Genomic DNA, 26,095 nt, shown 5'->3' on the forward strand with positions numbered 1-26,095 from the left:
GGGCGGCTCTGGACGACCTGGAACCGGCCGCCGGACAGGCACCACTCGACGTCCTGCGGGCTCCCGAACCCGGCCTCGATGGTCCGGCCGAGCCGGACCAGGGCCAGCACCTGGTCCTCGGTGAGCAGCGGCCCGCCGTCGGGGTCGAGCTGCTCGGTACGGGTACCGCCGCCCGGCGCCGGCCGCACCGCGACCGTCCGCGGTGCCGTCCGTGCGTCGACGACCTCGGCGGTCCCGCCGGTGTCGCGGACCGTCCACGAGTCCGCCGCGACCAGGCCGGACACCAGCGCCTCCCCCAGCCCGGGCACCGCCTCGACGACGCTCACGGTCCGGTCCGAGGTCACCGGGTCGGCGGTGAACAGCACCCCGGAGACGTCCGGGACCACCATCTCCTGCACCACCACCGCCATCGCGACGGCCCGGTGGTCCAGTCCCCGGCTACGGCGGTAGGCCACCGCCCGGTCGGTGAACGGCGACGCCCAGCAGTCCCGCACCCGGTCGAGCACGGCGTCGGCGCCCACCACGTTGAGGTAGGAGTCCTGCTGCCCGGCGAACGACGCCGTCGGCAGGTCCTCGGCGGTCGCGCTGGAGCGCACCGCCCACGCCGTCCCCGCCGGGGCCCGGTCGACGGCCGCGGTGACCGCCGCGGCGACGTCGTCGGGGACCGGCCGGGAGGCCACCAGGCCGCGGATCTCGGCGGCGACCGCGGCGAGTCCGTCGTCGTCACCGGCGGGGAGACCGGCCAAGCGGTCCAGCAACGCGTCGAACCCGGGCGCACTCCCCACGACGGCCCGGTAGGCATCGGTGGTCACGCACCAGCCGCTCGGGACCGCGACCCCCGCCGTCCGGGTCAGCTCCCCCAGATGCGCGGCCTTCCCCCCCGACGAGGTCCACCAGTTCCCGGCCGACCTCGTCCCACTGCAGCACCCCGTGCACGGCCACCCCCGTGTCGCCACGACGCCGCAGGTCACGGCGCCAGGCGCAGAGTCTGGCGCGGCCCGGGGGTCTTGCCGCAAGTCCCCGGGTGCGTTATACGTTGACCGTGGCGGGAGGAGCTCCCGCCACGGTCATGCCCCGGCGGGCAGCACCAGCGACAGCAGCAGCACCATCACCAGCCCGAGCACGCTCACCACGGTCTGCACGGCGGTGTGCGAGCGCGTCGCCTGCCCCACCGTCATCCCGAACGACTCCTTGACCAGCCAGAACCCGGCGTGGTTGACGTAGTTCAGGCCGACCGACCCGGCGCCGACGGCGACGGCGACCACGGCCAACGCCACGTACCAGGGGCCCGCCCCGGCGAGCAGCGGCGCGACCACACCGGTGGCCGCGACGATGCCGACGGTCGCCGAGCCGGTGGAGGTGGACAGCAGCAACGCGAGCAGCCACGCCAGCACCAGCGGGCTGACCGGCAGCCCGGACGCGGCGGCACCGACGGCGTCGCTGATGCCGGAGTCCTTGAGGACCTGGTTGATCGCCCCGCCACCGCCGATGATGAGCAGGATTCCGGTCACCGACTTCACCGCGTCGGCGAGCGAGGTCCGCAGCTCTTCGGCCGGGCGACCCCGCAGCAGTCCGAGCGCGAACAACGCGTAGAGGAACCCGGCCAGCATCGCGACGATCGGCTGGCCGAGCAGGGTCGTGACCTGGCGGAACGAGGCACCGTCCGGCAGGGCGACCTCGGCCACCGTGCGGGCCAGCATCAGCACCACCGGCACCGCGACGGCGACGAGCGCGATCGGCAGCGGAACCGGGGCGGGCTCCTCCCCGCGGCGGCCGTCCGGCCCGACCCCGGCCGGGGTCTTGGTCTCGGTGCCGGTCTCGGTGAACTGCGCGACCAGCTCGGCGTCGGGACGGACCGGCAACCGCGGAGCCATGAGACGTGCGTAGAGCGGCCCGCCCACCACGATCGCCGGGACCGCACACAGCAGCCCGACGACGATGGTGCGCCCGAGGTCGGCACCCAGCCCGTCGACGGCGATCAGCGGCCCGGGGTGCGGCGGCACCATTCCGTGCAGGGTCGCGAGCGTCGCGATCGCGGGGATCGCCACACTCGCGTACGGCGACGGCGCGGCCCCCTCCAGCTCCAGGCGGCGCGCGACGCTGAACAGCAACGGCAGCAGCACGATCAGCCCGACCTCGAAGAACATCGGCACGCCGATGACGAAGGCGGCCGCGCACACCAGCCACGGCAGGCTGCGCGGAGTGGAGCGCGACACCACGGCGTCGGCGATCCGTCCGGTCGCGCCGGACTCGGCGAGCAGCCGCCCCAACATCGTGCCCAGGGCGAGGGTGAGGCCGACGTCGCCGAGGATGTCCCCGGCCCCCGTCGTGATCGAGTCGGCGATCGTGGCCGGGTCCTCGCCGCCCGCGAGCCCGACGCCGAGCGCCACCACCAGCAGGGCCACGAACGGGCTGAACCGGACCCGCGAGTTGATCAGGACGATCAGCACGACGATCGCCGCCACGAGCACGAGGACGAGGTACCACCCGGACCAGTTCACGACGCAATGGTCGCGTCAGGCCCGGGTGGCCGCACGCCCGGGTGGGTCGCTCGTGGACCGTCCGAACAGGTCAGTCGCAGGTGGAGTGCGTCGGCTGCCCGTCGAAGCGGGCCTTCAGGAACGCCAGCGCGCTGGGCGACCCGGCGGGGTAGCCGCCGACGTGCCCGGGGGCCGGCGTCGGCTGGAACTCGACGTCGGCGCCCTGTGCGCACCACCGCTGCGCCAGCTCGCGGGACTGCTCGAACGGCACGATGTCGTCGGTGAGGCTGTGCACGATGAGCACCGGGGCCTCGGGCGTACGGCGCCCGATCAGCTGCTCGTCCACCCGGCTCGCGAAGGGCTCCTCGTCGAGGAACGCCGAGATCGGCCGGCCGTCGACGGACAGGCTCTCCGAGCGCAGGCCCGGGTAGCGCAGCACGGAGTCCTGGGTGCACTGCTCACGCAGCTCGGCGATGACCTGACGGCCGCGGTCGTTGAGCAGGTCCTGCACCCCGAGGTCGGGGTAGGCGGCGTCGAACCCGGAGACGGCGTAGCCGAGCAGCGAGACGAAGGGGCCGCCGTCGAGCAGGCGGCCGGTGGCGCGCAGGTCCGCCGGGGGCGCGCCCGCGTAGGCGCCGACGAGGTTCAGCTCGGGGGCGTACTCCGGGGCCAGCTCGACCGCGGCCGCCGACGCCCCGCCACCCTGGGAGTAGCCGTAGAGCGCGGTCGGGGCGTCCTCCGGCACGCCGACGCCGGCACGCTGGGCCGCCCGCGCGACGTCGAGCAGGGCGTGCGCCTGGGCGGCCCGGTTGACGTAGGTGTGCTCGCCGGGCGTGCCCAGGCCCTCGTAGTCGGTGACGGCCACGGTGTAGCCGCTGCTCAGCAGCGCACCGATCGCCGTGGCCTCGTACTCGGCGCCGGCCTGCAGCTGCCGCGACGGCGCGCAGCGGTCGGCGAGCCCCTGGGTCCCCGCGGCGAAGCCGATGACCCGGGTCGGCCCGGGCGCCGGGACGAGCGGGGTGAGGACGATGCCGCTCACCGTGACCGGGCGGTCGTCGGTGTCGAGGCTGCGGTAGAGGATCCGGGTCGCCGTCGCGGCGGGCACCGTCGGGGTGAGGACCCGCTCCGCGGACACGACGTCACCCGGTTCCCCGTCGGCTCCCGGTCCGTCCGGCGAGGCCATCGCCTGCGGCACCGCGACCACCGCCGCGACGACCGCCACCACCCCCGCCACGACCGTCGCACGCAGCCTCGTCCTCATGCACGTCCCCTCCGTAGATGATCTCCACTGGACTGAACGAGCATCCGGCGGCGGAGGAACGGACGGCGGAGGTTGCGATCCGGCGACGACCGGCGGGTGATGCGTGCCGCGCACAGCGGCACGCAACGGCACCCGGTGCCACAATCGAGGGCAGAGATCGAGTGGATGCGGGAGGTCGCCGTGGATCGTCGGGTGCGGGTGGCACGGGGAGCCCTGCGCGGTGTACTGGCCCTGCCGAAGCCGGTGAAGCGGGTGATCGCGGGCCCGCCCGTCCGCCGCGACGGCCAGCAGCTCGACCTCGACATCCAGCTGCTGCTGCGGCTGCTCACCCCCCGCCGGCCGCAGCCCGTCCCGCCGCCGGAGCAGATGCGGGCGGGCCAGTCGTTCGTCGACCGCGTCGTCGCCGGGCCCGCCGAGCCGGGGGTGCGACGCGAGGACCGGACGGTCCCCGGCGCGGTCGCCGACCTGCGGGCGCGGCTGTACGTGCCCCCGCCCGGACCGGACGTGCTCGACGGCGCACTGCTCGTCTACGTGCACGGCGGCGGCTTCGTCGCGGGCGACCTGGACACCCACGACGAGCTGTGCGCGACGCTGGCCGCCGAGTCCGGCGCCCGGGTGCTCTCGGTGGACTACCGGTTGGCGCCCGAGCACCCCTTCCCGGCCGCCGTCGACGACTGTCTGGCCGCCTTCGCGCACGTCGCGGCCCATCCGGAGGAGTTCGGGGCGGCCCCGGGCCGGATCGCGGTCGGCGGGGACTCCGCCGGGGCGAGCCTGGCGCTCACGGTGGCCCGCGAGACCAGCCGCGACGGCGCCGACCCGGCCGGGCGTCCGGTGTTCTGCCTGGCGTTCTTCCCCGTCACCGAACTCGAGGGGCACACCCGCTCGCGCGAGCTGTTCGGCGACGGGTTCCTGCTCACCGGCGAGGCGATCGAGGCGATGGCCGGCTGGTACGTCCCCGAGGCGCTGCGCGACGACCCACGGCTGCGGATCGCCGAGGGCGACCTGACCGGGATGCCACCGGCCTACGTCGCGACCGCCGGGGTCGACCCGCTGCGCGACGAGGGCGAGCACCTGGTCGCCCGGATGCGGGAGGCGGGCGTCCCGGCCACGCTGCGCCGCCACCCGGACCTGGTGCACGGCTTCGCGACCTCGCTCGGGATCGGGACGCGGCCCCGGCAGGCGGTCGCCGAGGCGTCCGGCGCGCTCCGGACGGCTTTCGCGCTGCTCGCCTCCCCGGTCCCGGCGCCCGCACCGGATCCGAGCAGGAGCAGCACCCCGTCCTGATGCCCGCGGGGCACCGTCGGTGCCGTACCCGCGCGGCCCGGACATGGGTCCGGCGCGTCACCGGGCCCGGGTGCGGGCTCCGGTGACGCGCCGGTGGCGCGGTGCGTCGCTCAGCTGCGGCGCTCGTCGCGGGGCAGGGCGTGCTGCGGGTCGTCGACCTCGATGCGCTCCTTGCGCACGGTGTCGGAGACCTTCTCGTCCTCGGTGACGGTGCGGGTGCCCAGGCGGACCTTCTCGACGGCCTCGGTGGTCTTGTCGACGACCGGGCGCTCGCGGTGCAGGGTCACCTCGTGCTCGGCCTCGCCCATGGCGCCCGGACGGGCCGTCGCCTCGGTGCCGTCGATCGGCTCGCGCTCGAGGCGGACCTCCTCGTGCGACACCGGGACGGTGACGGTCTGGTCCTCGGTCACCACGTACTTGCGCAGCGCGACGCGACCGGTCTCCTCGGTCTCGGTGCCGACGCGCAGGTTCTCCTCGTGCCGGACCATCGCGTCGTCACCGGTGCGGGCGGTGCGGTCGCGGCCGGTGCGGTCGGTGCGCTCACCGGTGGCGTGGCGGGCGTCGGCGCGGCCCTGGCCGATGCCGTAGTGACGGTAGAGCTCGTCCTCCTCCGACCCGGTCAGGCGCTCGTCGGAGCGGCCCACGTGCGGGCAGTCCTTGACGGCCTGCTTCTCCACACCCAGCGCGACGTCGCGGTCGTGCACGTCGGCGTTCTGCAGCGGCACGAAGCTCTCCTTGGTGCCGAACAGCCCGGTGTTGACCGTGGCCCAGGTCGGCTCCCCGCTCCGCTCGTCCAGGTAGATCTGGCCGATCTTGCCGACCTTCTCGCCGTGGTTGTCGACGACCTGGCGACCGATGAGCTCCCGGGTCATGTCCTTCGTGATCATGCTGCTGTCCTCCGTGGCTCGGTGCGATTGCTGTCGAACACCGGTGGGGTCGGCCCGAAACGGCCCCGGCATGCGGCGGGGACCCCGTTCCCCGTCGTCCGTGTGACGTCCGTCATCCAGCTGGCCCCACGGGATCGTCTGCGGGACAACGCTGGGTGCATCACGTTCCCGTCACGGGCGACCCCGGACGGCATGTTTGGGACAGTCTGTTCTGGACTTGATCTAGGACGTTCCCGACGACGGGGACGGATCGTCCCGCCGCCGGGGCCCCGGGACCGCCGTGGAATCGTGGTGAGGTGCTCGCCGGGACCGCACTGCTCCCGCTCGGGTCGGCCGTCACCGTCACTGCCGTCGCGGGCGCGGCCGTGCTCGCCCTCGTCCTGCTCGTGCTCCGGTGGGGCCGGTGGCGACCCGCGGTGCGGGCAGCCGCCCTGCCGGCCGTGGTCGCGCTCATCGTGCTCGCCCTCGCGGTCGCGACGAACGCCTGGTTCGGCTTCTACCCGACGCCCGCCTCACTGGCCGCCGGACCGGACCGCGGCGGCCTGCCGGCGCCGCCCGCCCCGCCGGTGACCGGCCCCGGCCGGGACACCGTGCTGACCGTCGACGGCGTCGAGGTGCCCGTGCACCTCCCGCCCGGCTACGACGACCACCTCGCCCACCCCGTCCTGGTGTGGACCGGGCCCCGTGACGGGTCGGCCGCGGTCGACGCCGCCGTCGACGCCGCGGTCACCGCGGGACTGATGCCGGCCGTGGTGGTGCTGTGGACCGACCGGGTGCCGGCGGCCCGGCTGCGTGCCTCCGCGGTCGCGGCCGGCTCCCCGGCGCTGCGGACCGACCGGGCCGCGTGGGCCCTCGCCGGACCGCCCGACGCGCCGGGGTGCCCACTGGGCCGGGCGCTCGCCGAGCGTGCCGACGTCGCGACAGCGGCCGGGCCTCCCGGCGGCGACGGCTGCCCGGACCCCGCGTCCGGTTCGCCCGATCCGTTGGACCTGGTCGTCGTGCGTACCGCGGCGACGCAGGATGACCCGGTGCCGGGCGCGCCGCCGCCGGGCCCGGCGCTAGCGTCGGGGTCGGTGACCGCGGCGCCGGGGACCCCGGCGGCCGACGTCGTCGCCGCGGAGCTGGACGCGCTCGGCGCCCGGCTGCCGGGTCCGGTGGCCCGCTCGGACGCCGCCGGTGGATCGCCACCGGGGACGGGATCGACAGGAGGAACGCGTGACGGGCTCTGAGGGCTCCGGTCCGCCCGGCGACACCACGGACGAGCGCGGGGACGTCCGCTCCACCCGCGGAGCGGCCCCGACGCCGGACCCGGAGGCCCGCAGACGACGGCTGTCCGAGGCCGCCGTCGTGCGCGCCGTGGTGTGGGCGGCACGGATCGTCGGTGCGCTGACCGTCGTCGCGGCGGTACTGCCCGCGCCGCGGCGCATCCTCGGCGGCGAGCTGCGCAGCACCCTGGGACTGCCCGCGGGGCTGGGGCTGGCGTCGCTGGTCGTGACCGCACTCGCCGGGGTCGGCCTGCTGCTGCTGGCCACCGGGCTGCGCCGGCGCAAGCAGCGCGCGTGGTGGGTGGCGACCGCGACGACGACGTTCCTCGTCGTGGTCAACCTGCTGCACGTGCTGGACCAGCGGCGCGGCATCGGGCCCGCGGTGCTCGTCGTCGCGCTGCTGGCGGCGCTGATCGCCACGCGCCGCTACTTCGTCGCCCGGCAGGACCCGGGCGGGCTGGGCCGGTCGGTCCGGTCGCTGCTGCAGTTCGGGCTGTCCGGCTTCCTCATCGTCTGGGTGCTGCTCGCGCTCAACCCGCGCCGGCTCGTCGGCGACCCGTCGATCGCCGCGCAGGCCGCGCACGCGGCGCTGTCGCTGATCGGGGTGACCGGCCCGGTCCAGTTCGAGCAGCGTGCCGTGTGGCTCGACGACCTGACCTCGGCGATCGGGCTGACCTTCGGGGTGGTGGCGCTCGTCGTCGCCGGGTACCACCTGCTGCGCTCACCGGAGCCGCGCCCGTCGCTCGCCCCCGAGGACGAGGAGCGTCTGCGCGCCCTGCTCGACCAGCGCGACGGCGACTCGCTGGGCTACTTCGCCCTGCGCCGTGACAAGGCCGCGGTGTTCGCCCACGGCGGGAAGTCCGCGGTGTCCTACCGGGTGCTCGCCGGGGTCGCGCTGGCCTCGGGCGACCCCGTCGGCGACGTCGGCGCGTGGCCCGGCGCCATCGAGGCCTTCCTCGACATCTGCACCCGGTACGGCTGGTCGCCCGCGGTGCTGGGCTGTTCCGAGCGCGGCGCGACCGCCTGGGCCAAGGCCGGTCTCGACGCCCTGGAGCTGGGCGACGAGGCGGTGCTGGAGACGGCGACGTTCAGCCTCGACGGGCGCCCCATGCGCGGGGTCCGCCAGACCGTCAACCGGATGCAGCGCAGCGGGCACACCGTCGAGGTGACGCGGCTGCGCGACGTCGACGAGGCCGAGCGGACCCGGATCGCCGAGCGCGCGCACCGCTGGCGCGGCGCGGAGGACGAGCGTGGCTTCTCGATGGCGTCCTCGCGGGTCGCGGACCCCTCCGACCCGGACGCGGTGATCGTCACCGCGTTCCGCGACGGCGAGCCGACCGGGATGCTGCAGCTGGTCCCCTGGGGCCGCGACGGGCTCTCGCTGGACCTCATGATCCGCTCCGCCGACGCCGACAACGGCGTCAACGAGCTGATGATCGCCGAGCTGATGGCGGCCGCGAAGGACCACGGTGTGAAGCGGGTGTCGCTGAACTTCGCGATGTTCCGCTCCGCCCTGGAGCGCGGCGAGCGGATCGGCGCCGGACCGGTCGCCCGCGGCTGGGCCCGGGTGCTGCGGATCGCCTCGCGCTGGTGGCAGATCGACTCGCTCTACCGGTTCAACGCGAAGTTCCGTCCCACCTGGTACCCGCGCTACGTGCTGTTCCCCGCCGTCCGCGACCTGCCGCGGGTGCTGTTCGTCGTGCTCGAGGCCGAGGGCTTCGGCGGCCGCCCGCCGACGCTGCTGCGGCTGCTGCGCCGGTGAGCCGGGACCACGTGGGGACGGTGTCGTGATCCACGCCTCCGAGCTGCGCCTCGACGTCGTCGCCGCGGCGGTGGTGCCGGCCGTCACGGCGCTACTGGCGCTCGTCCTCACCGGAGGGCTGTGGCACCGGCTGCGCCGGGTCGCGCGGACGCTGCTCGTGATCGTCTCGGCCGTGGCCGTGCTCGCGGCCGCCGGGGCCGGGGCGAACCTGCTCGGCGGCTTCTTCCCCACCGTCGGCTCGCTGATCGGGTCCTCCCCCGACCCGGGCGAGGGGTCGGTCGCCGACATCGGCCCGGACGGTGCCGGCCTCGACGCGGCGATGCCGTTGGTCGCCGCCCGGTCCGCGCAGGGACTGGGCTCCACGCTGCACATGACCCTGCACGGGGACGCCTCCGGCATCGACCGCGACGCCGACGTCTACCTCCCGCCCGGCTACACCGAGCACCCGCAGGCCCGCTTCCCGGTCGTCGAGTGGCTGCCCGGGTTCCCCGGCGAGCCCCGCGAGGTCGCCGCGCTGTTCCGGGTCCCCGAGGTCCTCGACGCCGCGATCGCCGCGCACCGCATCCCGCCGGTCGTACTGTTGATCCCCGACATCAACGGCGAACCCCGGTTCGGCCACGACCAGGAGTGCGTCGACGCCCAGCACGGCGCGGCCGACGACACCTACCTGACCACCGACCTCGTCGGCTGGACCACCCGGCACCTGCGGGTGCGCACCGACCGCGGCGCCTGGGCGCTGGCCGGCTGGTCCTCGGGTGGGTACTGCGCGATGAACCTGGCGCTGCGCCACCCGCGCACCTACGCGCTCGCGGTCAGCCAGAGCGGCTACGACCGCACCCCCGACGACGTCGTCACCGGGGAGCTGTTCGCCGGCCGGCCCGACCTGGCGGCCGCGAACGACGTCGTCGCACTGCTGCGCGAGCGGCCCGCACCACTGGCGATGCTGGTCACCGCGGGTTCCGACGAGCCCGAGGAACGGGCGGCGGCGGACCGGATCCGGGCCGCCGCGGCGCCGCCGGTGACCGTCGACACCCGGGTGTACCCGGGCGGCGGACACAACCAGAACGCCGTCCGCGCCCAGCTGCCGGACCTGGTGGACTGGCTGGGTGCGCACCTGCTGGGGCCGCTCACCCCGCCCGCGACGCCGGCGGGTGTCACGATCGACGACGGGCCCGGTGTGCCGCAGCGCGTGCTGCCGGTCCCCGACCCCTAGGAAGGAGACACGCGTGGTCTGGGAGGGAGTCGGCACCCTGCTGCTGGTCGGTGGGCTGCTCGCCGGGGTGGTGTGGATCGTGATCGCGGCCGGCGTCGGGGAGATCCCGGCGGTGCTGCACGGCCTGGCGCTGTGGTTGCTGGTGCCGCTGGCGTGGCTGGGGTCGCTCGGGGTCGTGCTGGCCGGCGGCTCGGTCGGGGCCGGCTGGGCGGTGCTGCTGGGGCTGCTCGTCGCCACCGGGATCGCCTGCGGGGCGGCGCGGATGCTGGCGGGTCGACGGGGCTGACCACCCACCGGTCAGAATGACGACGTGGACTTCCGCTCCGTCTACCGCCACCGCTTCCTGCGCACCGCCGCGGCGACCCTGCACACCACGATGGCCGACCCGGCCGCGAACGTCGCCACCGTGCTGGAGACCGCCCGGACCTGCGCCGACGACGGCGTCGGCCTGGTGGTGTTCCCCGAGCTGACGCTCTCGGGCTACTCCATCGAGGACGTCCTGATGCAGGACACCCTGCTGGACACCGTCGAGACCGAGCTGGTCTCGCTCGTCGCGGCGACGGCGGACCTGCTGCCGGTCCTCGTGGTCGGGGCACCGTTGCGGTACCGCCACCGCCTCTACAACTGCGCCGTCGTGATCCACCGGGGCCGGATCCTCGGCGTCGCCCCCAAGTCCTACCTGCCGACCTACCGCGAGTTCTACGAGCGCCGCCAGACCGCCGCCGGCGACGACGTCCGCGGCGCGACGATCCGGCTGGGCGGCGCGTCCGGTGTCGACGTGCCGTTCGGCACGGACCTGCTCTTCGCCGCCGAGGACCTGCCCGGCCTGGTGCTGCACGCCGAGATCTGCGAGGACTACTGGGTGCCGATCCCGCCGTCGTCGGAGGCGGCGCTGGCCGGGGCGACGGTGCTGGCGAACCTGTCCGGCTCGCCGATCACCGTCGGCCGGGCCGACACCCGGCACCTGCTGTCGCGCTCGGCGTCGGCGCGCTGCCTGGCCGCCTACGTCTACGCCGCAGCGGGCGAGGGCGAGTCCACCACGGACGTCTCGTGGGACGGCCAGACCATGATCTACGAGAACGGCGTGCTCCTCGCGGAGTCCGGGCGCTTCCCGCAGGGGGCGCGGCACGCCGTCGCCGACGTCGACCTCGACCTGATCGCCGCCGAGCGGCGCCGCCAGGGCACGTTCGACGACAACCGCCGCACCCACGCCGCCCGCACCGACGTCTTCCGCACCATCGGGTTCCGGCTGGACCCGCCCGGTCACGACATCGGGCTGCGCCGCACCGTGGAGCGCTTCCGTTCGTGCCAGCGGACCCGGCACGGCTGGAGCAGGACTGCTTCGAGGCGTACTCGATCCAGGTCGCCGGGCTGGAGCAGCGGCTGCGCGCGATCGGCCAGCCGAAGGTCGTGATCGGGGTGTCCGGCGGGCTCGACTCCACCCACGCGCTGATCGTCGCGGCCCGGGCGATGGACCGCCTCGGGCGCCCGCGCACCGACATCCTGGCCTTCACCATGCCCGGCTTCGCGACCTCGGACCACACCCGCAGCAACGCCGTCGCGCTGTCCGAGGCCCTCGGCGTCACCTTCGACACGATCGACATCACCGGCACCGCGCGGACGATGCTGTCGGAGATCGACCATCCCTTCGGTCGCGGCGAGCCGGTCTACGACGTCACGTTCGAGAACGTCCAGGCCGGGCTGCGCACCGACTACCTGTTCCGGCTGGCGAACCAGCGCGGCGGGATCGTGCTCGGCACCGGGGACCTGTCGGAGATCGCGCTCGGCTGGTCCACCTACGGCGTCGGCGACCAGATGTCGCACTACAACGTCAACGGCGGCGTCCCGAAGACGCTGATGCAGCACCTCATCCGCTGGGTGATCTCCTCCGAGCAGTTCCCGGCCGAGGTCTCCACCGTGCTGCAGTCGGTGCTCGACACCGAGATCACCCCGGAGCTGGTGCCGTCGGACGGGACCACCGAGGTGCAGTCCAGCCAGGCCACCGTCGGGCCGTACGCGCTGCAGGACTTCACGCTCTGGTACACGCTGCGCCACGGCTACCGGCCGTCGAAGATCGCGTTCCTGGCCGGGCACGCCTGGTCCGACGCGACCGCGGGCGCCTGGCCGCCCGGCTTCCCCGACGACGAGCGGCCCGAGTACTCCCCGGCGGAGATCCGCCGGTGGCTGCAGGTGTTCGCCCGGCGCTTCTTCCAGTTCGCCCAGTTCAAGCGCTCGGCGCTGCCGAACGGCCCCAAGGTGTCCGCCGGGGGTGCGCTGTCGCCGCGCGGTGACTGGCGGGCGCCCTCGGACCTGTCGGCGACGATCTGGTTGGACGAGATCGAGCGCGAGGTCCCGGAGGGCTAGGCGGCGATCCGGTCCCGCTCGGCGAGCTCGGCGGCCACCTTCTCCCGGTGCGCGGCCCTGGCCCGGGCGTGCGCCGGGCTGCGGCGCAGCACCAGGTAGGCGACGGCGAGCACGGCGAACCAGATCGGCGTCACCAGCAGGGCGACCAGGGTGTCGTCCTGCTGGGTCAGCGCCCACAGCACGAACACGAAGAACGCCAGCACCGCGACGACCATCGGCACCCCACCCGGCATCGGGAACCTCGACGCCGCGTGGCGCTGCGGGCGGCGCCTGCGGTGCTCCAGGTAGCTCACCAGGATCATCGTCCACACGAACACGAAGCAGACCGACGAGATCGTCGTGACGACGGTGAACGCCCCCACCACGGACTGCCCCGAGTACAGCAGCGCCACCCCCACCAGCAGGAACGCGCACGAGAACGCGAGCGCGTTCACCGGGACCCGGCGCGCGGACAGCCGGGCGAACCGCGGGGGCGCGGCGCCGTCACCGGCGAGGCCGTAGACCATCCGCGACGTCGAGTAGATGCCGGAGTTGGCGCTGGACAGGGCGCTGGTGAGCACCACGAAGTTGACGACGCCTGCCGCCGCGGCGAGCCCGGCGAGGCCGAACATCGCGACGAACGGGCTCTCGTCGGCAGCGATCCGGCTCCACGGGGTGACCGCGCAGATGACGACGAGGGCGCCGACGTAGAACAGCAGGATCCGCACCGGGATCGTGTTGATCGCCCGCGGCAGCGTGCGCTCCGGGTCACGCGCCTCGGCGGCGGTGGTGCCGACGAGCTCGACCCCGACGAAGGCGAACACGGCGATCTGGAAGCCGGCCACGAAGCCCGTCACACCGGTCGGGAAGAAGCCGCCGTCGTTCCAGAGGTTGGCGAACGCCGCGGTCGTGCCGTCCGGGGCGCGGAACCCGCCGAGGACCATCGCCAGCCCGACGACGACGAGCGCGAGGATCGCGACGATCTTGACCAGAGCGAACCAGAACTCGGCCTCGCCGAAGGCGCGCACCGTCGGCAGGTTCAGCGCGAAGAGCACCAGGATGCAGGCCAGCGCGGGGATCCAGAGCGGGACGTCGGCCCACCAGTAGGCGACGTAGCCGGAGATCGCGACGACGTCGGCGATGCCGGTGACCACCCAGCAGAACCAGTAGGTCCAGCCGGTGAAGAACCCGGCCCACGGGCCGAGCAGGTCGGCGGCGACGTCGCTGAAGGACTTGTAGCGCAGGTCCGACAGCAGCACCTCGCCCATCGCGCGCAGCACGAAGAACAGGAAGAAGCCGATGATCGCGTAGACCAGGATCACCGACGGCCCCGCGAGCGAGATCGTCTTGCCCGCCCCCAGGAACAACCCGGTGCCGATCGCGCCGCCGATGGCGATGAGCTGGATGTGGCGGTGGGCGAGGTCCCGGCGGAGCGGCGACCCGGCCGTCGCGTCGTCGTGCATCGTGCTGTCCCCCTTGCGCTCCCGAACCGTTCGGAGGCGCCCGACCGTATCGGTGCGCAATGCGGACGTCCCAACGTGACGGGTACGGACGGGGGCGGTCCACTGGTCCGGACGCGGTGACGACGAGTGCTCCGAGTGCGCGTCCGGCGCAGCGGTGGTGCGTGTCGTCGTGTCGTCGGCACCGACTGCCGATCGGTGACACGGTTCACCGAGCGGACGGGCCTCCACTGTGCCGACGGGACGGCGTCGCACCCGGCGACCGGGCGACCGAGCCGCTCCGCCCCGTCCGCCGGCACCCGGTGCGAGCAGCGGTGACGGACGGTCCTGAGTGGATCGCCGGTCCGCGGTGGGCGGCTCCCCGCCCCGCCGGGCCCGGGTGAACCCGACCACTACTGTCGCTCGCATTCGACCTGGAGGTGAGTCGTGGCACTCGCGAACATCCTGTCCGAGATGCCGGATCTGCTGGAGCGGACCCTGGCGGAACACACCCCCGACACGCAGGGCTTCTGCCGTGAGTGCCGGGACGCGACGGGGGTCAGTGCCACCTGGCCCTGCGTGACCCGCGAGCTGGCCGAGCAGGCCCGCTCGATGTCCTCCCCCGGCACCGGAACCAGCACCGGCCCCGCAACCAGCGCCGTCGACGAGCGGGCGGTCGAGGGCACCGTGGCCGGGCGTCGCCGGGCCAGGGACCTCTCGTCCTCGGCCGGCGCCCCGGCCCCGCTCGGCAACGGCCGGCACCGTTCGCTCTAGGCCCCTCCGGCGCCCCGGACACCGCGTCCGGGGCGCCGTCGTCGTCAGGAGAGCCGGGCGGGTGCGTCCGGGCGGTGCGTCTCGCGGATGAGCAGCACCGCGACCAGCGAGACGACCGCGACGACGACCATGTAGGCCGCGACCGCCATCGACGTCCCGTAGCCCTGCTGCAGCGCGGCGGCGATCAGCGGCGCGAACCCGCCGCCCAGCACCGCACCGACGGCGTAGGAGAAGGACGCGCCGCTGTAGCGGAAGCGGGCCTCGAACATCTCCGCGAACAACGCGGACTGCGGGCCGTAGGACAGGCCCAGGCCCACCGTGAGGACGACGACCGCGACGACCATCGCGGCGAACCCGGTGGTGTCGAGCAGCAGGAAGAACGGCACCGGCCACACCACGAGCAGCACCGAGCCCGCCAGGTAGGCACGCTTGCGGCCGACCCGGTCCGACCAGACCGCGCCGGCGACGATGCTGACCAGCCAGCTCAGCGAGCCGATGATCACGACGACGATCATGGTGTTCCGCGGGACCTCCAGCACCTGGGTGCCGTAGGAGAGCAGGTAGGCCAGGAAGATGTAGCCGATCGCGTTGTTGGCGACGAAGCTGACCGAGGCCAGCACCAGCTCGCGCGGACGCTGCCGGAACACCTCCAGGATCGGGGCCCGGCTGCGGCCGCGGTGGGTCCGCAGCAGTGCGAACACCGGGCTCTCCTCGACCCGCATCCGGATCACGAGCCCGACGACGACCAGCAGGATCGACAGCAGGAACGGGATCCGCCAGCCCCACGCGGCGAACTGCTCGGCGGTGGTCAGGTTGGACACGACGAGGAACACCAGCTGGGCCAGGATCAGCCCGGCGGGCACCCCGATCTGCGGGAACGAGCCGTAGCGCCCGCGCCGGCCGGGCGGGGCGTGCTCGACCGCCATGAGCGCGGCGACGCCCCACTCACCGCCTGCCGAGAGACCCTGCAGCAGCCGCAGCACGACGAGCAGCACCGGCGCCGCGACGCCGATCTGGCCGTAGGTGGGCAGCAGGCCGACCCCGACGGTGGCCACGCCCATCAGCAGCAGCGAGAGGACCAGCATCTTCTTGCGGCCGAGACGGTCACCGAAGTGCCCCCACACGATGCCGCCGAGCGGACGTGCCACCAGGCCGACGCCGAGGGTCGCGAACGCGGCCAGGGTGCCCGAGGCCGCGGACATCGTGCTGAAGAACTGGCTGTTGAACACCAGGGCCGCGGCCGTGGCGTAGATGAAGAAGTCGTACCACTCGATCGTCGTGCCGATCGCGCTCGTCGCGGCGACCCGGCGCACCTGCGCGGGCGCGGAGCCGGTCGTGTCGGCGGCACTCGTCGGGCCCGTGCCGGGCGCGGCCTGCTGCTCGGTCATGCGTCCTCCCCTGCCCCGGGACGGCGGTGTCCCGGACGCGCTACTTTTGCACCGAACGTCCGGTCGGGTAAAGACGTCCGGTGCATCCGGTGCGTGCCGCTCGCCGCACGGCCGGGTGCGGTCGCCGCCACGAACGGACCGTGAAGATCGGACATCGCGGGACATTCGCTACCGTCCGGTCACTGAACACGCGGTCCGGTATCCCCCGACGGGCCGGGATCCCCCGATCCCGACGCTCCCCCGCAGCCCGGCCGGGCCGCGTGCCGGAGGAGAGACCGTGCCGCCGCACCAGGAAGTGCCCCGACACCGACATCGGGCGCAGGCCGGGCCACGGCCCGGCCTGCGTCACGTCGCCACCGCGGCCGCCGTCGCGAGCGGCACGCTCGCCGTCGTCACGCCCGTGACCGGGCTCGACCTCGGGCCGACCCGGGCCGACCTGCGCCTGGCCGCGCAGGAGGTGTCCGACGGCCCCGGCGCACCGTTCGCCGAGGCCGCGGCCGCCGCGCGGGACACCCCGGTCCTCGGCGCCGAGATCGTCCGCGACGCGGGCCTGCTCGACCCGGCCGCCGACGCGAGCCTCGCCGCGGCCCGCAAGGCCCAGGGCCTGGTGCAGGAGGCCGCCGAACGGGCCAGGGCCGCTGCGGAGCTCGCCGCGCGCGGGCTGAACGACCCGTCGTGCGGGCTCGACCTCGGCGATCTGGGCCGGGTGAAGGAGCGGGTCTCCGACGCCGCGGAGTTCCTCGGCTGCGCCTACGGCGAGACCGACCTGATCGGCGTCGCGCAGCGGGCGAACGCCTCCGACCACCCCACCGGGCACGCGCTGGACATCATGGTGCGCGGGCAGAAGGGCGACCGCATCGCCGACTGCGCGCTGGCCAACGCCGACGAGCTCGGCGTGAAGTACGTCATCTGGGAGCAGCGCATGAACGACGGCTCCGGGTGGTCGACGATGGAGGACCGCGGCGACGACACCGCGAACCACTACGACCACGTGCACATCTCGTTCGACGAGCGCGCCGGGTCCGGCGAGCCGGACCTCGGCCGCTGCGCCTGACCCCGCGCCACCCGGTCCGCGCGGAGCACGGACCGGGTGGCACTGGGTGTCAGACGCCGATCTTCGCCGGGCGGCCGCCCTTCAGGTGCCGGATCGCGGCGACGGCCGGGCGGGGCTGCGCGGCACCGCCGTCGGGCCAGTGCGAGGCGGGCTTCTCCGGGGAGGCACCGTCGAGGTCGCCCGGGTGCTGCACCGACACGAGCACGAAGTTCTCGGTGACGACCGGCCCGCAGCACTCCGAGCCGACCGGGACGCTGGCGAACAGCCGGGTCGAGCCGCGCTGCGGCCCCTCCAGCACGACGCCGTAGAGGCCGTCGTTGATCTTCAGCGCCTGGGTGGAGTCGGTCGAGACCCACAGGTTGCCGTAGGGGTCGAACGCCACGTTGTCCGGCGAGGTGATCGGGCTGACCTGGGACTTGTCGAACCCGCCGAAGTAGGTCGACGGGTCGTCGGGGTCCCCGCAGACCAGCAGGATGTTCCAGGCGAACGTCGTCGCCGCCGGGTCGTCGCGCGTCTCGGTCAGCTCGATGACGTGGCCGTGCTTGTTGGCGTTGCGCGGGTTCGCCTCGTCCGGACCGGCCTTGGCACCCGCCTTGCCGCGGTCGGAGTTGTTGGTGCAGGCGATGTAGACCTTCCCGGTGCGCGGGTTGGGCTCCACGTCCTCCGGACGGTCCATCTTCGTCGCGCCGACCTTGTCCGCGGCGAGCCGGGTGAACACGAAGACGTCGGCGACGCTCATGCCGTCCACGTAGGACTTCGTGGTCGACGCCAGCGGCTTCCACTGCCCGGAGCCGTCGAAGCGGCCGTCGCGCGGCAGCGCCCCGGTGCCGGTGATCTCCGCGGCCGGGCTGTCCCCGGTGAAGGTCGCGACGTAGAGCGTGCCCGAGGACAGCAGGGTGGCGTTGTGCTCGCGGGCGGCCCGGCTGTTGCCGCGACGCATCCGCTTGTCCGACACGAACTTGTAGACGTAGTCGAAGCGCTCGTCGTCGCCCATGTAGACGACGGGGCGGCCGTCGCGGGTGAGGGCGACGGTGGCGCCCTCGTGCTTGAAGCGGCCGAGCGCGGTGTGCTTGACCGGCTTCGAACGCGGGTCGTGCGGATCGATCTCGACGATGTAGCCGAACCGGTTGGCCTCGTTCGGCTCCTGCGCGAGGTCCCAGCGCGGGTCGACGCGCTCCCACTTGCGCGACGAGCTGCCCTCGGAGATCCCGTAGCGCTTCGCACGCTCGTCGGTGACCGGGCCGGAGGCGAAGTAGCCGTCGAAGTTCTCCTCGCCGGACAGGAAGGTGCCCCACGGGGTGGTGCCGCCGGCGCAGTTGCCGATCATGCCCTTGACGCTGCGTCCGGTCGGGTCGGCCTTGGTGCGCAGCACCTCGGCACCGGCGGCCGGGCCGTCGAGCACCATCTCGGTGTCGGCGGTGATCCGCCGGTTGAGCTTCCCGTTGCGGTCGTAGCGCAGCTCGCCGGTGCGCAGGTCGCGGGTCACCTCGACGACGCCGCCGCCGTGCGCGGCGATACCGATCCGGATCTGCTCGGGGGTGGGGGCGTCCTCGTCGTACCCGCGGAACATCAGCGGCTCGAGGGTGTACTCGTGGTTGGAGAACATGACGTAGCGGCGACCCGGGCCGTCGATCGGCAGGATGCCGCAGAAGTCGTTGTTGTAGCCGAACTGGCGGGCCTGCGCCGCGGCGGTCTGCTTCTCGAAGTCGAACTCCGGCGCGTCCGGGAACATCGGGTCGCCCCAGCGGATCACGACGTTGCTCGCGTAGTCGGTCGGCACGCGGATCGCGTCGTCGAGGTTCGGCGCGACGGTCTCGTACTGCAGACCGCGCGGGGGCCGGGCCTGCTGCGGCGCGGCCACGTCGGCACCGAGCGGATGGGCAGGCGCGGCCGGGGCGGGCTCCGCCGCGGAGGCCGTGCCGGCCAGCGCCACACCGGCCCCGGCGCCCAGGCCGATCACCGCACCGGCGCGGAGCATCCCGCGCCTGTCGAGCACGGCCTGCATGACGTCGCCGAAGTAGGCGTTCGACGACGGGTTGGGCTCGGGCCGGGAGCAGGCGTCGCCGCACCGGTAGCGGCAGGTGAGTCCCTGGCGGTCGTGCCGCATGCGGTCGAGGAGCGGGAGGGCACGGCGGGGGCCGGCCTGGGGGCGTCTCCGGGGCAGGTGTGAGCCACGGTCGGCATCCTGGGGTCGTGGTGGGATGGCGCGGTGCGGTCCGGTCCGTTCGGAACCGTCCCTTTCCTCCGCATCCCAACACCCCTGTTCTCCCGTGAGGTGAGGAGAAGGTGGCCGCCGGGTGAACGCATCCCCGGATGGGATGACGTCGACCACGCGACGCGACCGGCGCGGCCACCCGATGGTGACCGCGCCGGTCGTGTCACTCCGTGGAGCAGGGGCACGGGCCGGGGCGGGTACGTGTCCTCCGCCCCGGCCCGGCGGGATCAGACGATGCCCTGGCGGGCGGCGGTGTAGACGATCTCGGTGCGGCGCCGGACCTCGAGCTTGTCGCGCAGGTTCCGCACGTGGAACTTCACGGTGGCCTCGGAGATCCGCAGCCGGGTCCCGATCTCGCGGTTGGACAGGCCGACGGCGAGCAGCCGCAGCACCTGGTTCTCGCGGTCGGTCAGCAGCGAGGTCTTGCAGAGGTCCGGCGCGGGCGACGGCGCCGGGTCGTTGTCCCGCAGCACCTGCAGCGGGCCGGCGCTCGCGGTGCCCGGGTCGAAGACGCCCTCGCCGCGCAGGACCGTGCGCAGCGCCCGCACGATCTCGGCGGTGTCGGCACCCTTGCGCAGGTAGCCGTGCACCCCCAGTCGCACGGTGCGCATCATCGCGTCGCGGTCCCGGCAGCCGGTCAGCACGAGGATCCTCACCCCGCGGCAGCGCTCCATCAGCGCACGCACCAGGTCCAGGCCGGGCCGCTCGTCGCGGGCGAACTCGATGTCGACGACGATCACGTCGGGGCGGGTCCGCTCGGCGGCCATCAGGGCGTCGCGCGGGGAGGCTGCCTCGCCGGCCGGGGCCAGGTCGGGTTCGGCGGTCAGCAGTGCCCGCAGCCCGTGCCGGACGATCGGCTCGGAGTCGACGACGAGTACCCGGGCCGCGCGACGGATCACATCCACGCCGTCGGCCCCGCGGCCGGCACGCAGATCGGTGGCCTCACGAACGGCTTCGAGCGTCATCGCTGTCCTCCGGTGGGTCTGTTGCGTCATCGCCGGGCACCACCCGGCGTCCCGATGCGGCAAACCGTAAGGAGCGCCACGTTGCCCCCACGTTGCGCGCGATCCGGCGACGTCGCATCCCGGCCCGGTCGTGTGGAGGTCGGGCCCCCGAACAGCGGGTATGCTCGCCACCCCGGGGGACGAACGCCGGGACGGATCGACCCGCGTCGGCGCGGGGCATCACGTGGGAGCAGGGCACCGGGTGTGCCCCGGCCGTGGCGGGAGGCGACGTGAGCGGAGCCGAGGGCGGCACCTCCCCCGACGAGCTGGTGGCCGACGCGAACCGCCTGCGGCGCATCTACGACGACGGGCTCGGCGCCGGCGGCTCGGCCGGCGCACCGCGACCGGTCGTGTCCGACTCCTGGCAGCGGAGCCTGGCTGCGCACGTCGACCCGGAGGGCAGGCTCCCCCCGCTCGTCTACCTCGCCGACGAGCTGAAGGAGGTCCGGACCGGCCACCCGCTGCACGCGGTGATGCCGCTGCTCCGCTCCACGCTCGTGAGCATCGCCGACGAGGCGATGCACGTGATGCTCGTGACCGACGGCCGACGGCACCGTCCTGTGGCGCGACGGCGCACACGGCCTGCTGCGCTCCGCCGACGACGTCGGGCTCGTCGAGGGCACCCGCTGGGCCGAGGAGACCATCGGCACCAACGCGATGGGGACCGCGCTGGCCGTCGACCAGCCGGTCCGGATCCACTCCGCCGAGCACCTCGTCCGGACCTACCACGACTGGACCTGCGTCGCGGCCCCCGTGCACGACCCGGACACCGGCGACACCATCGGCGCCATCGACATCTCCGGCCCGCTGCACACCGTGCATCCCGCGCTGGTGCAGCTGGTGACGGCGACCGCGCACCTCGCGGAGAACCAGCTGCGGGTGCGGCTGGCGATCGCCGACGAGCGGCTGCGGGTCAAGAACATGCCCCACCTGACGGCGTTGCGCGGCTCCGAGGGCGCCCTGCTGTCCCCGAGCGGCCGGGTCATCGCCAGCGAGCCCTACGGCCTGTTCCCCGAGCGGATCCGGCTCGACGACGGCGTCGACCGGGTGCAGCTCGGCGACGGCCGGGAGATGGCCGTCGAGAAGCTGGCCGAGGGCTACCTGCTGGTGCCGCCCCGTCGCGCGGCGCGGGGTGTGTGTCGCGGCGGTGCCGCCCGAGACGGCACGCCCGCTGGAGCTGCGTTTCACCGGCGGGGGCGGGCCGCGCGTCACCCTCGACGGCGAGGAGTTCGCGGCCACCCTGCGCCCGGCCGAGATCCTCACGGCGCTGGCGCTGCACCCCGACGGGCTCTCCGGCGAGCAGCTGACCCTGATGCTCTACGGCGAGGACGGCAATCCGACCACCCTGCGCGGCGAGATCCACCGCCTGCGGTCGTCGCTGGGGGCGGAGCTGCTGCTCACCCGTCCGTACCGGCTCGCGACCGGGCCCCAGGCCGACTTCCTGCGGGTCCGGGACGCGCTGCGGGACGGCCGGGTGTCCGAGGCGCTCGACTCCTGCCACGGCGAGCTGCTGCCCCGTTCCGACGCGCCCGCCGTGCGCGAGCTGCGTGACGAGCTCCTGGTCGGCGCTGCGGCACGCGGTGCTCGCCTCGGACGACGTCGCGCTCCTGCACCGCTTCGTCGTGCACCCGCTGGGGACCGACGACCTGGAGGCGCACGAGCTGCTGCTGGACCTGCTCGACCGGGACGACCCGCGCCGCGCCGCCGTCGCCGCGCGGGGGCCGAGCACCTGCGGGACTGACCCGGCCCGGTCGACCCTGTGGCCTGCGCGCCCCGGGTCAGGTCCGTGCGGCCAGCGGGTCTGTCCGGCTCCAGCTCCAGCCCCCGCGCGCCACAGGGCCGCGTACCGACCGCCCGCGCGGACCAGCTCGTCGTGGGTGCCCTCCTCGGCGATCCGGCCCCGCCGGACAGCACCACGATCCGGTCCGACCGCCGGGCGGTCTGCAGCCGGTGGGCGACGACGAACGCGGTCCGCCGCGACGCCACTCTCGCTCCCCCACCGCCGCCAGCACGGTGCCCTCGGTGGCCGGGTCCAGCGCGCCGCGGTCGCCCTCGTCGAAGATCAGCACGTCCCGGGTCGACCAGCTCGGCCCTCGCCAACGCGACGAGCTGCCGCTGGTCCCGCCGACAGGCCCTGCCCCCGCTCGCCGACGGGGGTGTGGAACCCCTGGGGCAGTGACCGCACCAGGCCCAGCGCCCCGACCGCGCGGGCCGCGGCCTCGATCCGCCTCCGGCGGGGGGTGCGGTCGGCGGCCGTAGGCGATGTTGGAGCGACGTCACCGGTGAACAGGTGCGCCTCCTGCGGGACCACCCCGAGCCGGGACCGGTACCCGGCCAGCGGGAAGCGGCGCACGTCGACGCCGTCGACGCGGACCTGGCCTCGCCGGTGTCGTAGAACCGGGCGATCAGCTTGATCAGCGTCGACTTCCCGGCGCCGGTTGCGCCCCACCGGCGCGACGGTCTCACCCGCGCCGACGCGCAGCGACACGTCGTCGTCGAGGGCGGGGGCGTCGACCCCGGGTAGCGGAACGTCACGTGGTCGAGCTCGACCTCGCCGCGCAGCCGCGACGGCACCGGCACCGGCCGCTGCGGCTCGTCCGGACCGAGGTGGGCGTGCGCAGCAGCTCCGAGATCCGGTTCAGACCGACCCGGGCCTGCTGGTAGCCGTCGAAACACCTGCGACAGCTGCTGCACCGGGCCGAAGAACAGGGTCAGGTACAGCAGGAAACGCGGTGAGCACACCCGGGGTGATGTCCCCGCCGACGATCCGGGTGCCGCCGACGAACAGCACCACCGCCGTCGCGATGTCGGACAGCAACCCCACGAACGGGAAGTAGGTGGCGATGTAGCGCTGCGCGCGCAGCCGCGACCGGCGGTAGGCGTCGGAACGCTCGCCGAAGCGGTCGTAGCTCAGCTCCTCGCGGACGTAGGCCTGCGCGATGCGGACCCCGGACACGTTCTCCTGCAGGTCGGCGTTGACCACGCTGACCCGCTCGCGGGCCTCGGCGTAGGCGCGGGAGGAGAACCGGCGGAACACCACGGTGCCGACCGCGAGCAGCGGCAGCAGCCAGCCCAGCGCGTACAGCGCGAGCTCCGGGTCGGTGAGCACCAGGGCGGTCGCGACCCCGCCGATCGTCAGGAGGCTGACGACGGCCTGCGCCAGCCCGGTCTGCAGGAACGTGGACAACGCGTCCACGTCGGTGGTCATCCGGGTCATGATCCGGCCGGACAGCTCCCGCTCGTAGAAGTCGAGGCCGAGCCGCTGCAGGTGCGCGTAGCTGCGCAGCCGCAGCAGGTAGAGCAGGCTCTCCCCGGCCCGGCGGTGACCAGCGTCTGGAACCCGACGACCACCGCGTCCAGCACGACGATCAGCAGCCCGGCCAGCGCCGCCAGCAGCAGGACCCGGGTGGCGCCGTCGGCGATGCCGTCGTCGACGGCGATCCGGGCGATGCTCGGCAGGGCCAGGGTCGCCAGCGCGTCCGCGGTCATCAGCGCGACGCCGAGCACCAGCAGCCAGCGCACCGGCCGCAGCAGCGAGGACAGCCGGAACGCGGGGTCGGGGGCCGTCGGGTCGTCGTCGCCGTGCAGCCGGGGCGTCTCGGTCGCCGGGGGCAGCTTCGCGACGGACTCGAGCAGCTCGGGGTCGCGCTGATCCCGCCCGCCCAGCCGGCCGCGCCGCCTCCGCCGTCGCGGGTCAGGGCGCGGTCCGGGTCCTGCTCGATGCTGACCCGCGGCCACAGCTCCGGGGTGACGGCCGGGCCGGCGGCCACGGACGCCGCCACCGTGTCGCCGGGGCCCGCCCCGCCGGTGTCGTCCGCGGGCTCGTCGCCGACCGGGGCGACGGTGGCCGCGCGGGTGCCACCGCCCAGCTCGTCGGCGGGCCGGTGGCCAGCAGCTCCCGGAACAGCGCGCACCGGCTGCGCAGCTCGTCCTCGGTGCCGGTGTCGACCACCGCCCCTTGTCCAGCACCGCGATCCGGTCGGCCAGCGCCAGGGTGGACCGCCGGTGCGCGACCAGCAGCGTGGTCCGCTCGGCGGTCAGCTCGTGCAGGGTCTCGTGGATCGCGGCCTCGGTGGCGGTGTCGACCGCGGAGGTCGCGTCGTCGAGCACGAGCACCCGCGGCCGGGTGAGCATCGCCCGGGCCAGTGCGATCCGCTGTCGCTGGCCACCGGACAGGGTCAGGCCGCGCTCGCCGACCTCGGTGTCGTAGCCGTCGGGCAGGTCCTCGACGAACGACGCGACCTGCGCCGCCTCGGCGGCGGCGCGGATCTCGTCCTCGTCGGCGTCGGGTCGGCCGTAGGCGATGTTGTTGCGGATGGTGTCGGAGAACAGGAACGCCTCCTCGAACACCACCCCCGGCTCGGCGCGCAGGTCGTGCAGCCGCAGGTCGCGCAGGTCCACCCCGCCGATGGCGAGACGCCCGGCCTGCGGGTCGTAGAACCGGGGCAGCAGCAGCGCCACCGTCGACTTGCCCGAGCCGGGCGGGCCGACCAGGGCGAGGGTCTCACCGGGCTCGACGCGCAGGGAGAGCCCGTCCAGGACCGGGTCGGGGGCGGCGTGGCCGTCCGGGCCGGAGCCCGCGGGCTCGTAGCCGAACCGGACGTCCTCCAGCTCGACGGTCAGGGGGCCCTCGGGGAGCGAGGCCGGACGTTCCGGGTCCACGATCCCCGGTGCGGAGTCGACGATCTCGAAGACGCGCTCGGCGCCGGCCCGGGTCAGCTGCGCGGTGACCACGAGCGCGCCGATCAGCCGGGCGGGCCCGACGAGCATGCCGACGTAGGTGGTGAACGCCAGGAACGTGCCGAGGTCGATCGTGCCCCGGGCGGCCATCCAGCCACCGATGCCGATCACCGCGACCTGCCCCAGGCCGGGCAGCGCCAGCAGCATCGGGTTGAGCCGCGCGGTCAGCCCGGCGGCCCGCAGCCGCTCGCCGTAGAGCCGGCGGGCCCGGCCCTCCAACGTGGCGGTCTCGCGGGCCTCCTGCCCGAAGCCCTTCACCACGCGCACGCCGGTGACGGTCTCCTCGACCTGCTGGGCGATCTCGGCGGCCCGCTGCTGCGCGGACCAGGTGGCCGGAACAGCCTGCGCCGGATGCTGTTGGTGGCCAGGAACGCCAGTGGCAGCAGGACCAGCGCGACCACCGTGAGCAGCGGAGACAGGTACAGCATCGCGACGACCGCGACGACCACCAGCACGACGGTGCCCGCCGACAGCGGAACCATCGACAGGAAGCCCTGCACCAGCTGCAGGTCGGAGATGGCCCGCGAGGCGACCTGGCCGGTGCGCAGCCGGTCCTGGCGGACCCCGTCCATCCGCTGCACCGCGCCGAACACCGCGCGCCGCAGGTCGTGCTGCACGTTCAGCGCCATCTTGCCGCCGAGATAGCGGCGCACGAACGCGCCGACGAACTTCAGCACGCCCAGCACCAGGAGCCCACCGACGACCGGCGCGAGCACGCCGGTGTCCCCGCCGATCGCGCCGTTCACGCCCTCGCGGATCAGCAGCGGGCCGATCGCCTCCAGCCCGACGCCGAGCATGGACGCGACCAGCGCACCGACCGTGACGCGGCGGTGCCGCATGCAGGCCGCGGCCAGTCTGCGGATCCAGCCGGGGCCTGCGGAGGGGTGGGGAGTGGGCACGTCGCCAGGCTATGCCCGACCCCCGACAACCGGCCCGTCGACGCCGCCCGACACGGGGTCCCCGCCGTCGGCGACGGCAGCTCCTCC

The 26,095-nt window shown here is 74.4% G+C and carries 23 protein-coding genes and 2 pseudogenes; 12 read left to right on the forward strand and 13 right to left on the reverse strand.

Features of this window, described 5'->3' with window-relative positions; genetic code table 11:
- Nucleotides 1–47 precede the first annotated feature (47 nt).
- The 3 genes and pseudogenes from KPL57_RS10345 to KPL57_RS10355 form a co-directional block, all read right to left on the reverse strand.
- Nucleotides 48–971: pseudogene (locus tag KPL57_RS10345) on the reverse strand (PEP/pyruvate-binding domain-containing protein); the annotation flags it as partial.
- Between the two features lie 96 nt (nt 972–1,067).
- The gene (locus KPL57_RS10350) at nt 1,068–2,501 is read right to left on the reverse strand and encodes a GntP family permease (RefSeq protein WP_226351423.1); all 1,434 of its coding nucleotides are present in this window, start codon (nt 2,499–2,501) and stop codon (nt 1,068–1,070) included.
- Between the two features lie 70 nt (nt 2,502–2,571).
- Nucleotides 2,572–3,741: a lipase family protein gene (locus KPL57_RS10355; protein ID WP_226351424.1), complete on the reverse strand. Its 1,170-nt coding sequence runs from the start codon at nt 3,739–3,741 to the stop codon at nt 2,572–2,574.
- Between the two features lie 198 nt (nt 3,742–3,939).
- On the opposite strand from KPL57_RS10355, the gene KPL57_RS10360 reads away from it, so the two are divergent.
- Complete coding sequence (locus KPL57_RS10360) at nt 3,940–5,025, forward strand: alpha/beta hydrolase (RefSeq protein WP_226351425.1); 1,086 nt, start codon at nt 3,940–3,942, stop codon at nt 5,023–5,025.
- A 110-nt stretch (nt 5,026–5,135) separates the two neighbouring features.
- Here KPL57_RS10360 and KPL57_RS10365 read toward each other — a convergent pair whose 3' ends face one another.
- A complete protein-coding gene (locus KPL57_RS10365; protein ID WP_226351426.1) occupies nt 5,136–5,912 on the reverse strand; it encodes a DUF2382 domain-containing protein in 777 nt (258 codons plus the stop codon).
- A gap of 296 nt (nt 5,913–6,208) precedes the next feature.
- Here KPL57_RS10365 and KPL57_RS10370 point away from each other — a divergent pair, with 296 nt between their 5' ends.
- From KPL57_RS10370 to KPL57_RS10395, 6 genes are all read left to right on the forward strand, one after another.
- Nucleotides 6,209–7,141: a hypothetical protein gene (locus KPL57_RS10370; RefSeq protein WP_226351427.1), complete on the forward strand. Its 933-nt coding sequence runs from the start codon at nt 6,209–6,211 to the stop codon at nt 7,139–7,141.
- Nucleotides 7,142–7,241: 100 nt separating this feature from the next.
- Nucleotides 7,242–8,939 carry a GNAT family N-acetyltransferase gene (locus KPL57_RS10375; protein WP_043279661.1) on the forward strand — a complete coding sequence of 566 codons (1,698 nt, stop codon included), beginning with the start codon at nt 7,242–7,244 and terminating at the stop codon, nt 8,937–8,939.
- 25 nt (nt 8,940–8,964) lie between these two features.
- On the forward strand, nt 8,965–10,152 hold the full coding sequence (locus KPL57_RS10380; RefSeq protein WP_226351428.1) for an esterase family protein: 1,188 nt from the start codon (nt 8,965–8,967) through the stop codon (nt 10,150–10,152).
- Nucleotides 10,153–10,165: 13 nt separating this feature from the next.
- Nucleotides 10,166–10,438 (forward strand): hypothetical protein, encoded by a 273-nt coding sequence (locus KPL57_RS10385; RefSeq protein ID WP_060710731.1) that lies wholly within the window; start codon nt 10,166–10,168, stop codon nt 10,436–10,438.
- Nucleotides 10,439–10,462: 24 nt separating this feature from the next.
- On the forward strand, nt 10,463–11,566 hold the full coding sequence (locus tag KPL57_RS10390) for a nitrilase-related carbon-nitrogen hydrolase (RefSeq protein WP_226351429.1): 1,104 nt from the start codon (nt 10,463–10,465) through the stop codon (nt 11,564–11,566).
- Nucleotides 11,458–12,516, forward strand: coding sequence for an NAD(+) synthase (locus KPL57_RS10395; RefSeq protein ID WP_226351430.1), 1,059 nt, complete (start codon nt 11,458–11,460; stop codon nt 12,514–12,516). The genes KPL57_RS10390 and KPL57_RS10395 overlap by 109 nt, the downstream gene beginning before the upstream one ends.
- On the opposite strand, the gene KPL57_RS10400 is transcribed toward KPL57_RS10395, so the two are convergent.
- Nucleotides 12,513–13,958: an amino acid permease gene (locus KPL57_RS10400; protein WP_226351431.1), complete on the reverse strand. Its 1,446-nt coding sequence runs from the start codon at nt 13,956–13,958 to the stop codon at nt 12,513–12,515. The genes KPL57_RS10395 and KPL57_RS10400 overlap by 4 nt on opposite strands.
- A gap of 423 nt (nt 13,959–14,381) precedes the next feature.
- Here KPL57_RS10400 and KPL57_RS66185 point away from each other — a divergent pair, with 423 nt between their 5' ends.
- Complete coding sequence (locus KPL57_RS66185; protein ID WP_075310428.1) at nt 14,382–14,708, forward strand: hypothetical protein; 327 nt, start codon at nt 14,382–14,384, stop codon at nt 14,706–14,708.
- Nucleotides 14,709–14,752: 44 nt separating this feature from the next.
- Here KPL57_RS66185 and KPL57_RS10410 read toward each other — a convergent pair whose 3' ends face one another.
- Nucleotides 14,753–16,096: an MFS transporter gene (locus KPL57_RS10410; protein WP_226351432.1), complete on the reverse strand. Its 1,344-nt coding sequence runs from the start codon at nt 16,094–16,096 to the stop codon at nt 14,753–14,755.
- A 277-nt stretch (nt 16,097–16,373) separates the two neighbouring features.
- Between KPL57_RS10410 and KPL57_RS10415 the strand changes: the two genes are divergently transcribed.
- Nucleotides 16,374–17,150, forward strand: a complete 777-nt coding sequence (locus tag KPL57_RS10415) for a hypothetical protein (RefSeq protein WP_226351433.1) — start codon at nt 16,374–16,376, stop codon at nt 17,148–17,150.
- Nucleotides 17,151–17,199: 49 nt separating this feature from the next.
- Here the strand turns inward: KPL57_RS10415 and KPL57_RS10420 are convergent, their stop codons facing one another.
- Together KPL57_RS10420 and KPL57_RS10425 are read right to left on the reverse strand one after the other, a co-directional pair.
- Entirely contained in the window at nt 17,200–19,257 is a 2,058-nt protein-coding gene (locus tag KPL57_RS10420; RefSeq protein WP_226351434.1) for a PhoX family phosphatase, read from the reverse strand.
- A 335-nt stretch (nt 19,258–19,592) separates the two neighbouring features.
- Entirely contained in the window at nt 19,593–20,330 is a 738-nt protein-coding gene (locus KPL57_RS10425) for a response regulator transcription factor (protein ID WP_226351435.1), read from the reverse strand.
- A 624-nt stretch (nt 20,331–20,954) separates the two neighbouring features.
- Here KPL57_RS10425 and KPL57_RS69545 point away from each other — a divergent pair.
- Nucleotides 20,955–21,185, forward strand: a pseudogene (locus KPL57_RS69545) (transcriptional regulator); the annotation flags it as partial.
- Here KPL57_RS69545 and KPL57_RS69550 read toward each other — a convergent pair.
- A complete protein-coding gene (locus KPL57_RS69550) occupies nt 21,092–21,292 on the reverse strand; it encodes a hypothetical protein (RefSeq protein ID WP_308252841.1) in 201 nt (66 codons plus the stop codon). The pseudogene KPL57_RS69545 and the gene KPL57_RS69550 overlap by 94 nt on opposite strands.
- Before the next feature lie 224 nt (nt 21,293–21,516).
- On the opposite strand from KPL57_RS69550, the gene KPL57_RS69555 reads away from it, so the two are divergent.
- Entirely contained in the window at nt 21,517–22,110 is a 594-nt protein-coding gene (locus KPL57_RS69555) for a hypothetical protein (RefSeq protein ID WP_226351456.1), read from the forward strand.
- Nucleotides 22,111–22,431: 321 nt separating this feature from the next.
- Here the strand turns inward: KPL57_RS69555 and KPL57_RS71955 are convergent, their stop codons facing one another.
- The gene (locus KPL57_RS71955; RefSeq protein ID WP_374203687.1) at nt 22,432–22,857 is read right to left on the reverse strand and encodes a hypothetical protein; all 426 of its coding nucleotides are present in this window, start codon (nt 22,855–22,857) and stop codon (nt 22,432–22,434) included.
- Between the two features lie 47 nt (nt 22,858–22,904).
- Here KPL57_RS71955 and KPL57_RS71960 point away from each other — a divergent pair, with 47 nt between their 5' ends.
- Nucleotides 22,905–23,033 carry a hypothetical protein gene (locus KPL57_RS71960; protein ID WP_374203688.1) on the forward strand — a complete coding sequence of 43 codons (129 nt, stop codon included), beginning with the start codon at nt 22,905–22,907 and terminating at the stop codon, nt 23,031–23,033.
- Here KPL57_RS71960 and KPL57_RS71965 read toward each other — a convergent pair.
- From KPL57_RS71965 to KPL57_RS71975, 3 genes are read right to left on the reverse strand one after another with little or no spacing between them, the layout of a single operon-like run.
- Nucleotides 23,008–23,673, reverse strand: coding sequence for an ABC transporter ATP-binding protein (locus KPL57_RS71965; RefSeq protein ID WP_374203695.1), 666 nt, complete (start codon nt 23,671–23,673; stop codon nt 23,008–23,010). The two genes, KPL57_RS71960 and KPL57_RS71965, sit on opposite strands and share 26 nt — an antisense overlap.
- A complete protein-coding gene (locus KPL57_RS71970) occupies nt 23,583–25,376 on the reverse strand; it encodes an ATP-binding cassette domain-containing protein (RefSeq protein ID WP_374203689.1) in 1,794 nt (597 codons plus the stop codon). Before KPL57_RS71970 ends, KPL57_RS71965 begins: the two co-directional genes overlap by 91 nt.
- Nucleotides 25,364–26,008, reverse strand: a complete 645-nt coding sequence (locus tag KPL57_RS71975) for an ABC transporter transmembrane domain-containing protein (RefSeq protein WP_374203690.1) — start codon at nt 26,006–26,008, stop codon at nt 25,364–25,366. The genes KPL57_RS71970 and KPL57_RS71975 overlap by 13 nt, the downstream gene beginning before the upstream one ends.
- Between the last annotated feature and the right edge of the window lie 87 nt (nt 26,009–26,095).

The organism is Pseudonocardia sp. ICBG601, from assembly GCF_020496245.1.

What these genes read in the sequence shown, in the direction of transcription:
- KPL57_RS10355 (WP_226351424.1), bottom strand. Translation starts at nt 3,741, where the DNA reads ATGAGGACGAGGCTGCGTGCGACGGTCGTGGCGGGGGTGGTGGCGGTC.
- KPL57_RS10425 (WP_226351435.1), bottom strand. Translation starts at nt 20,330, where the DNA reads ATGACGCTCGAAGCCGTTCGTGAGGCCACCGATCTGCGTGCCGGCCGC.
- KPL57_RS10420 (WP_226351434.1), bottom strand. Translation starts at nt 19,257, where the DNA reads ATGCGGCACGACCGCCAGGGACTCACCTGCCGCTACCGGTGCGGCGAC.
- KPL57_RS10365 (WP_226351426.1), bottom strand. Translation starts at nt 5,912, where the DNA reads ATGATCACGAAGGACATGACCCGGGAGCTCATCGGTCGCCAGGTCGTC.
- KPL57_RS69550 (WP_308252841.1), bottom strand. Translation starts at nt 21,292, where the DNA reads ATGTTCTTGACCCGCAGCCGCTCGTCGGCGATCGCCAGCCGCACCCGC.
- KPL57_RS10410 (WP_226351432.1), bottom strand. Translation starts at nt 16,096, where the DNA reads ATGACCGAGCAGCAGGCCGCGCCCGGCACGGGCCCGACGAGTGCCGCC.
- KPL57_RS10400 (WP_226351431.1), bottom strand. Translation starts at nt 13,958, where the DNA reads ATGCACGACGACGCGACGGCCGGGTCGCCGCTCCGCCGGGACCTCGCC.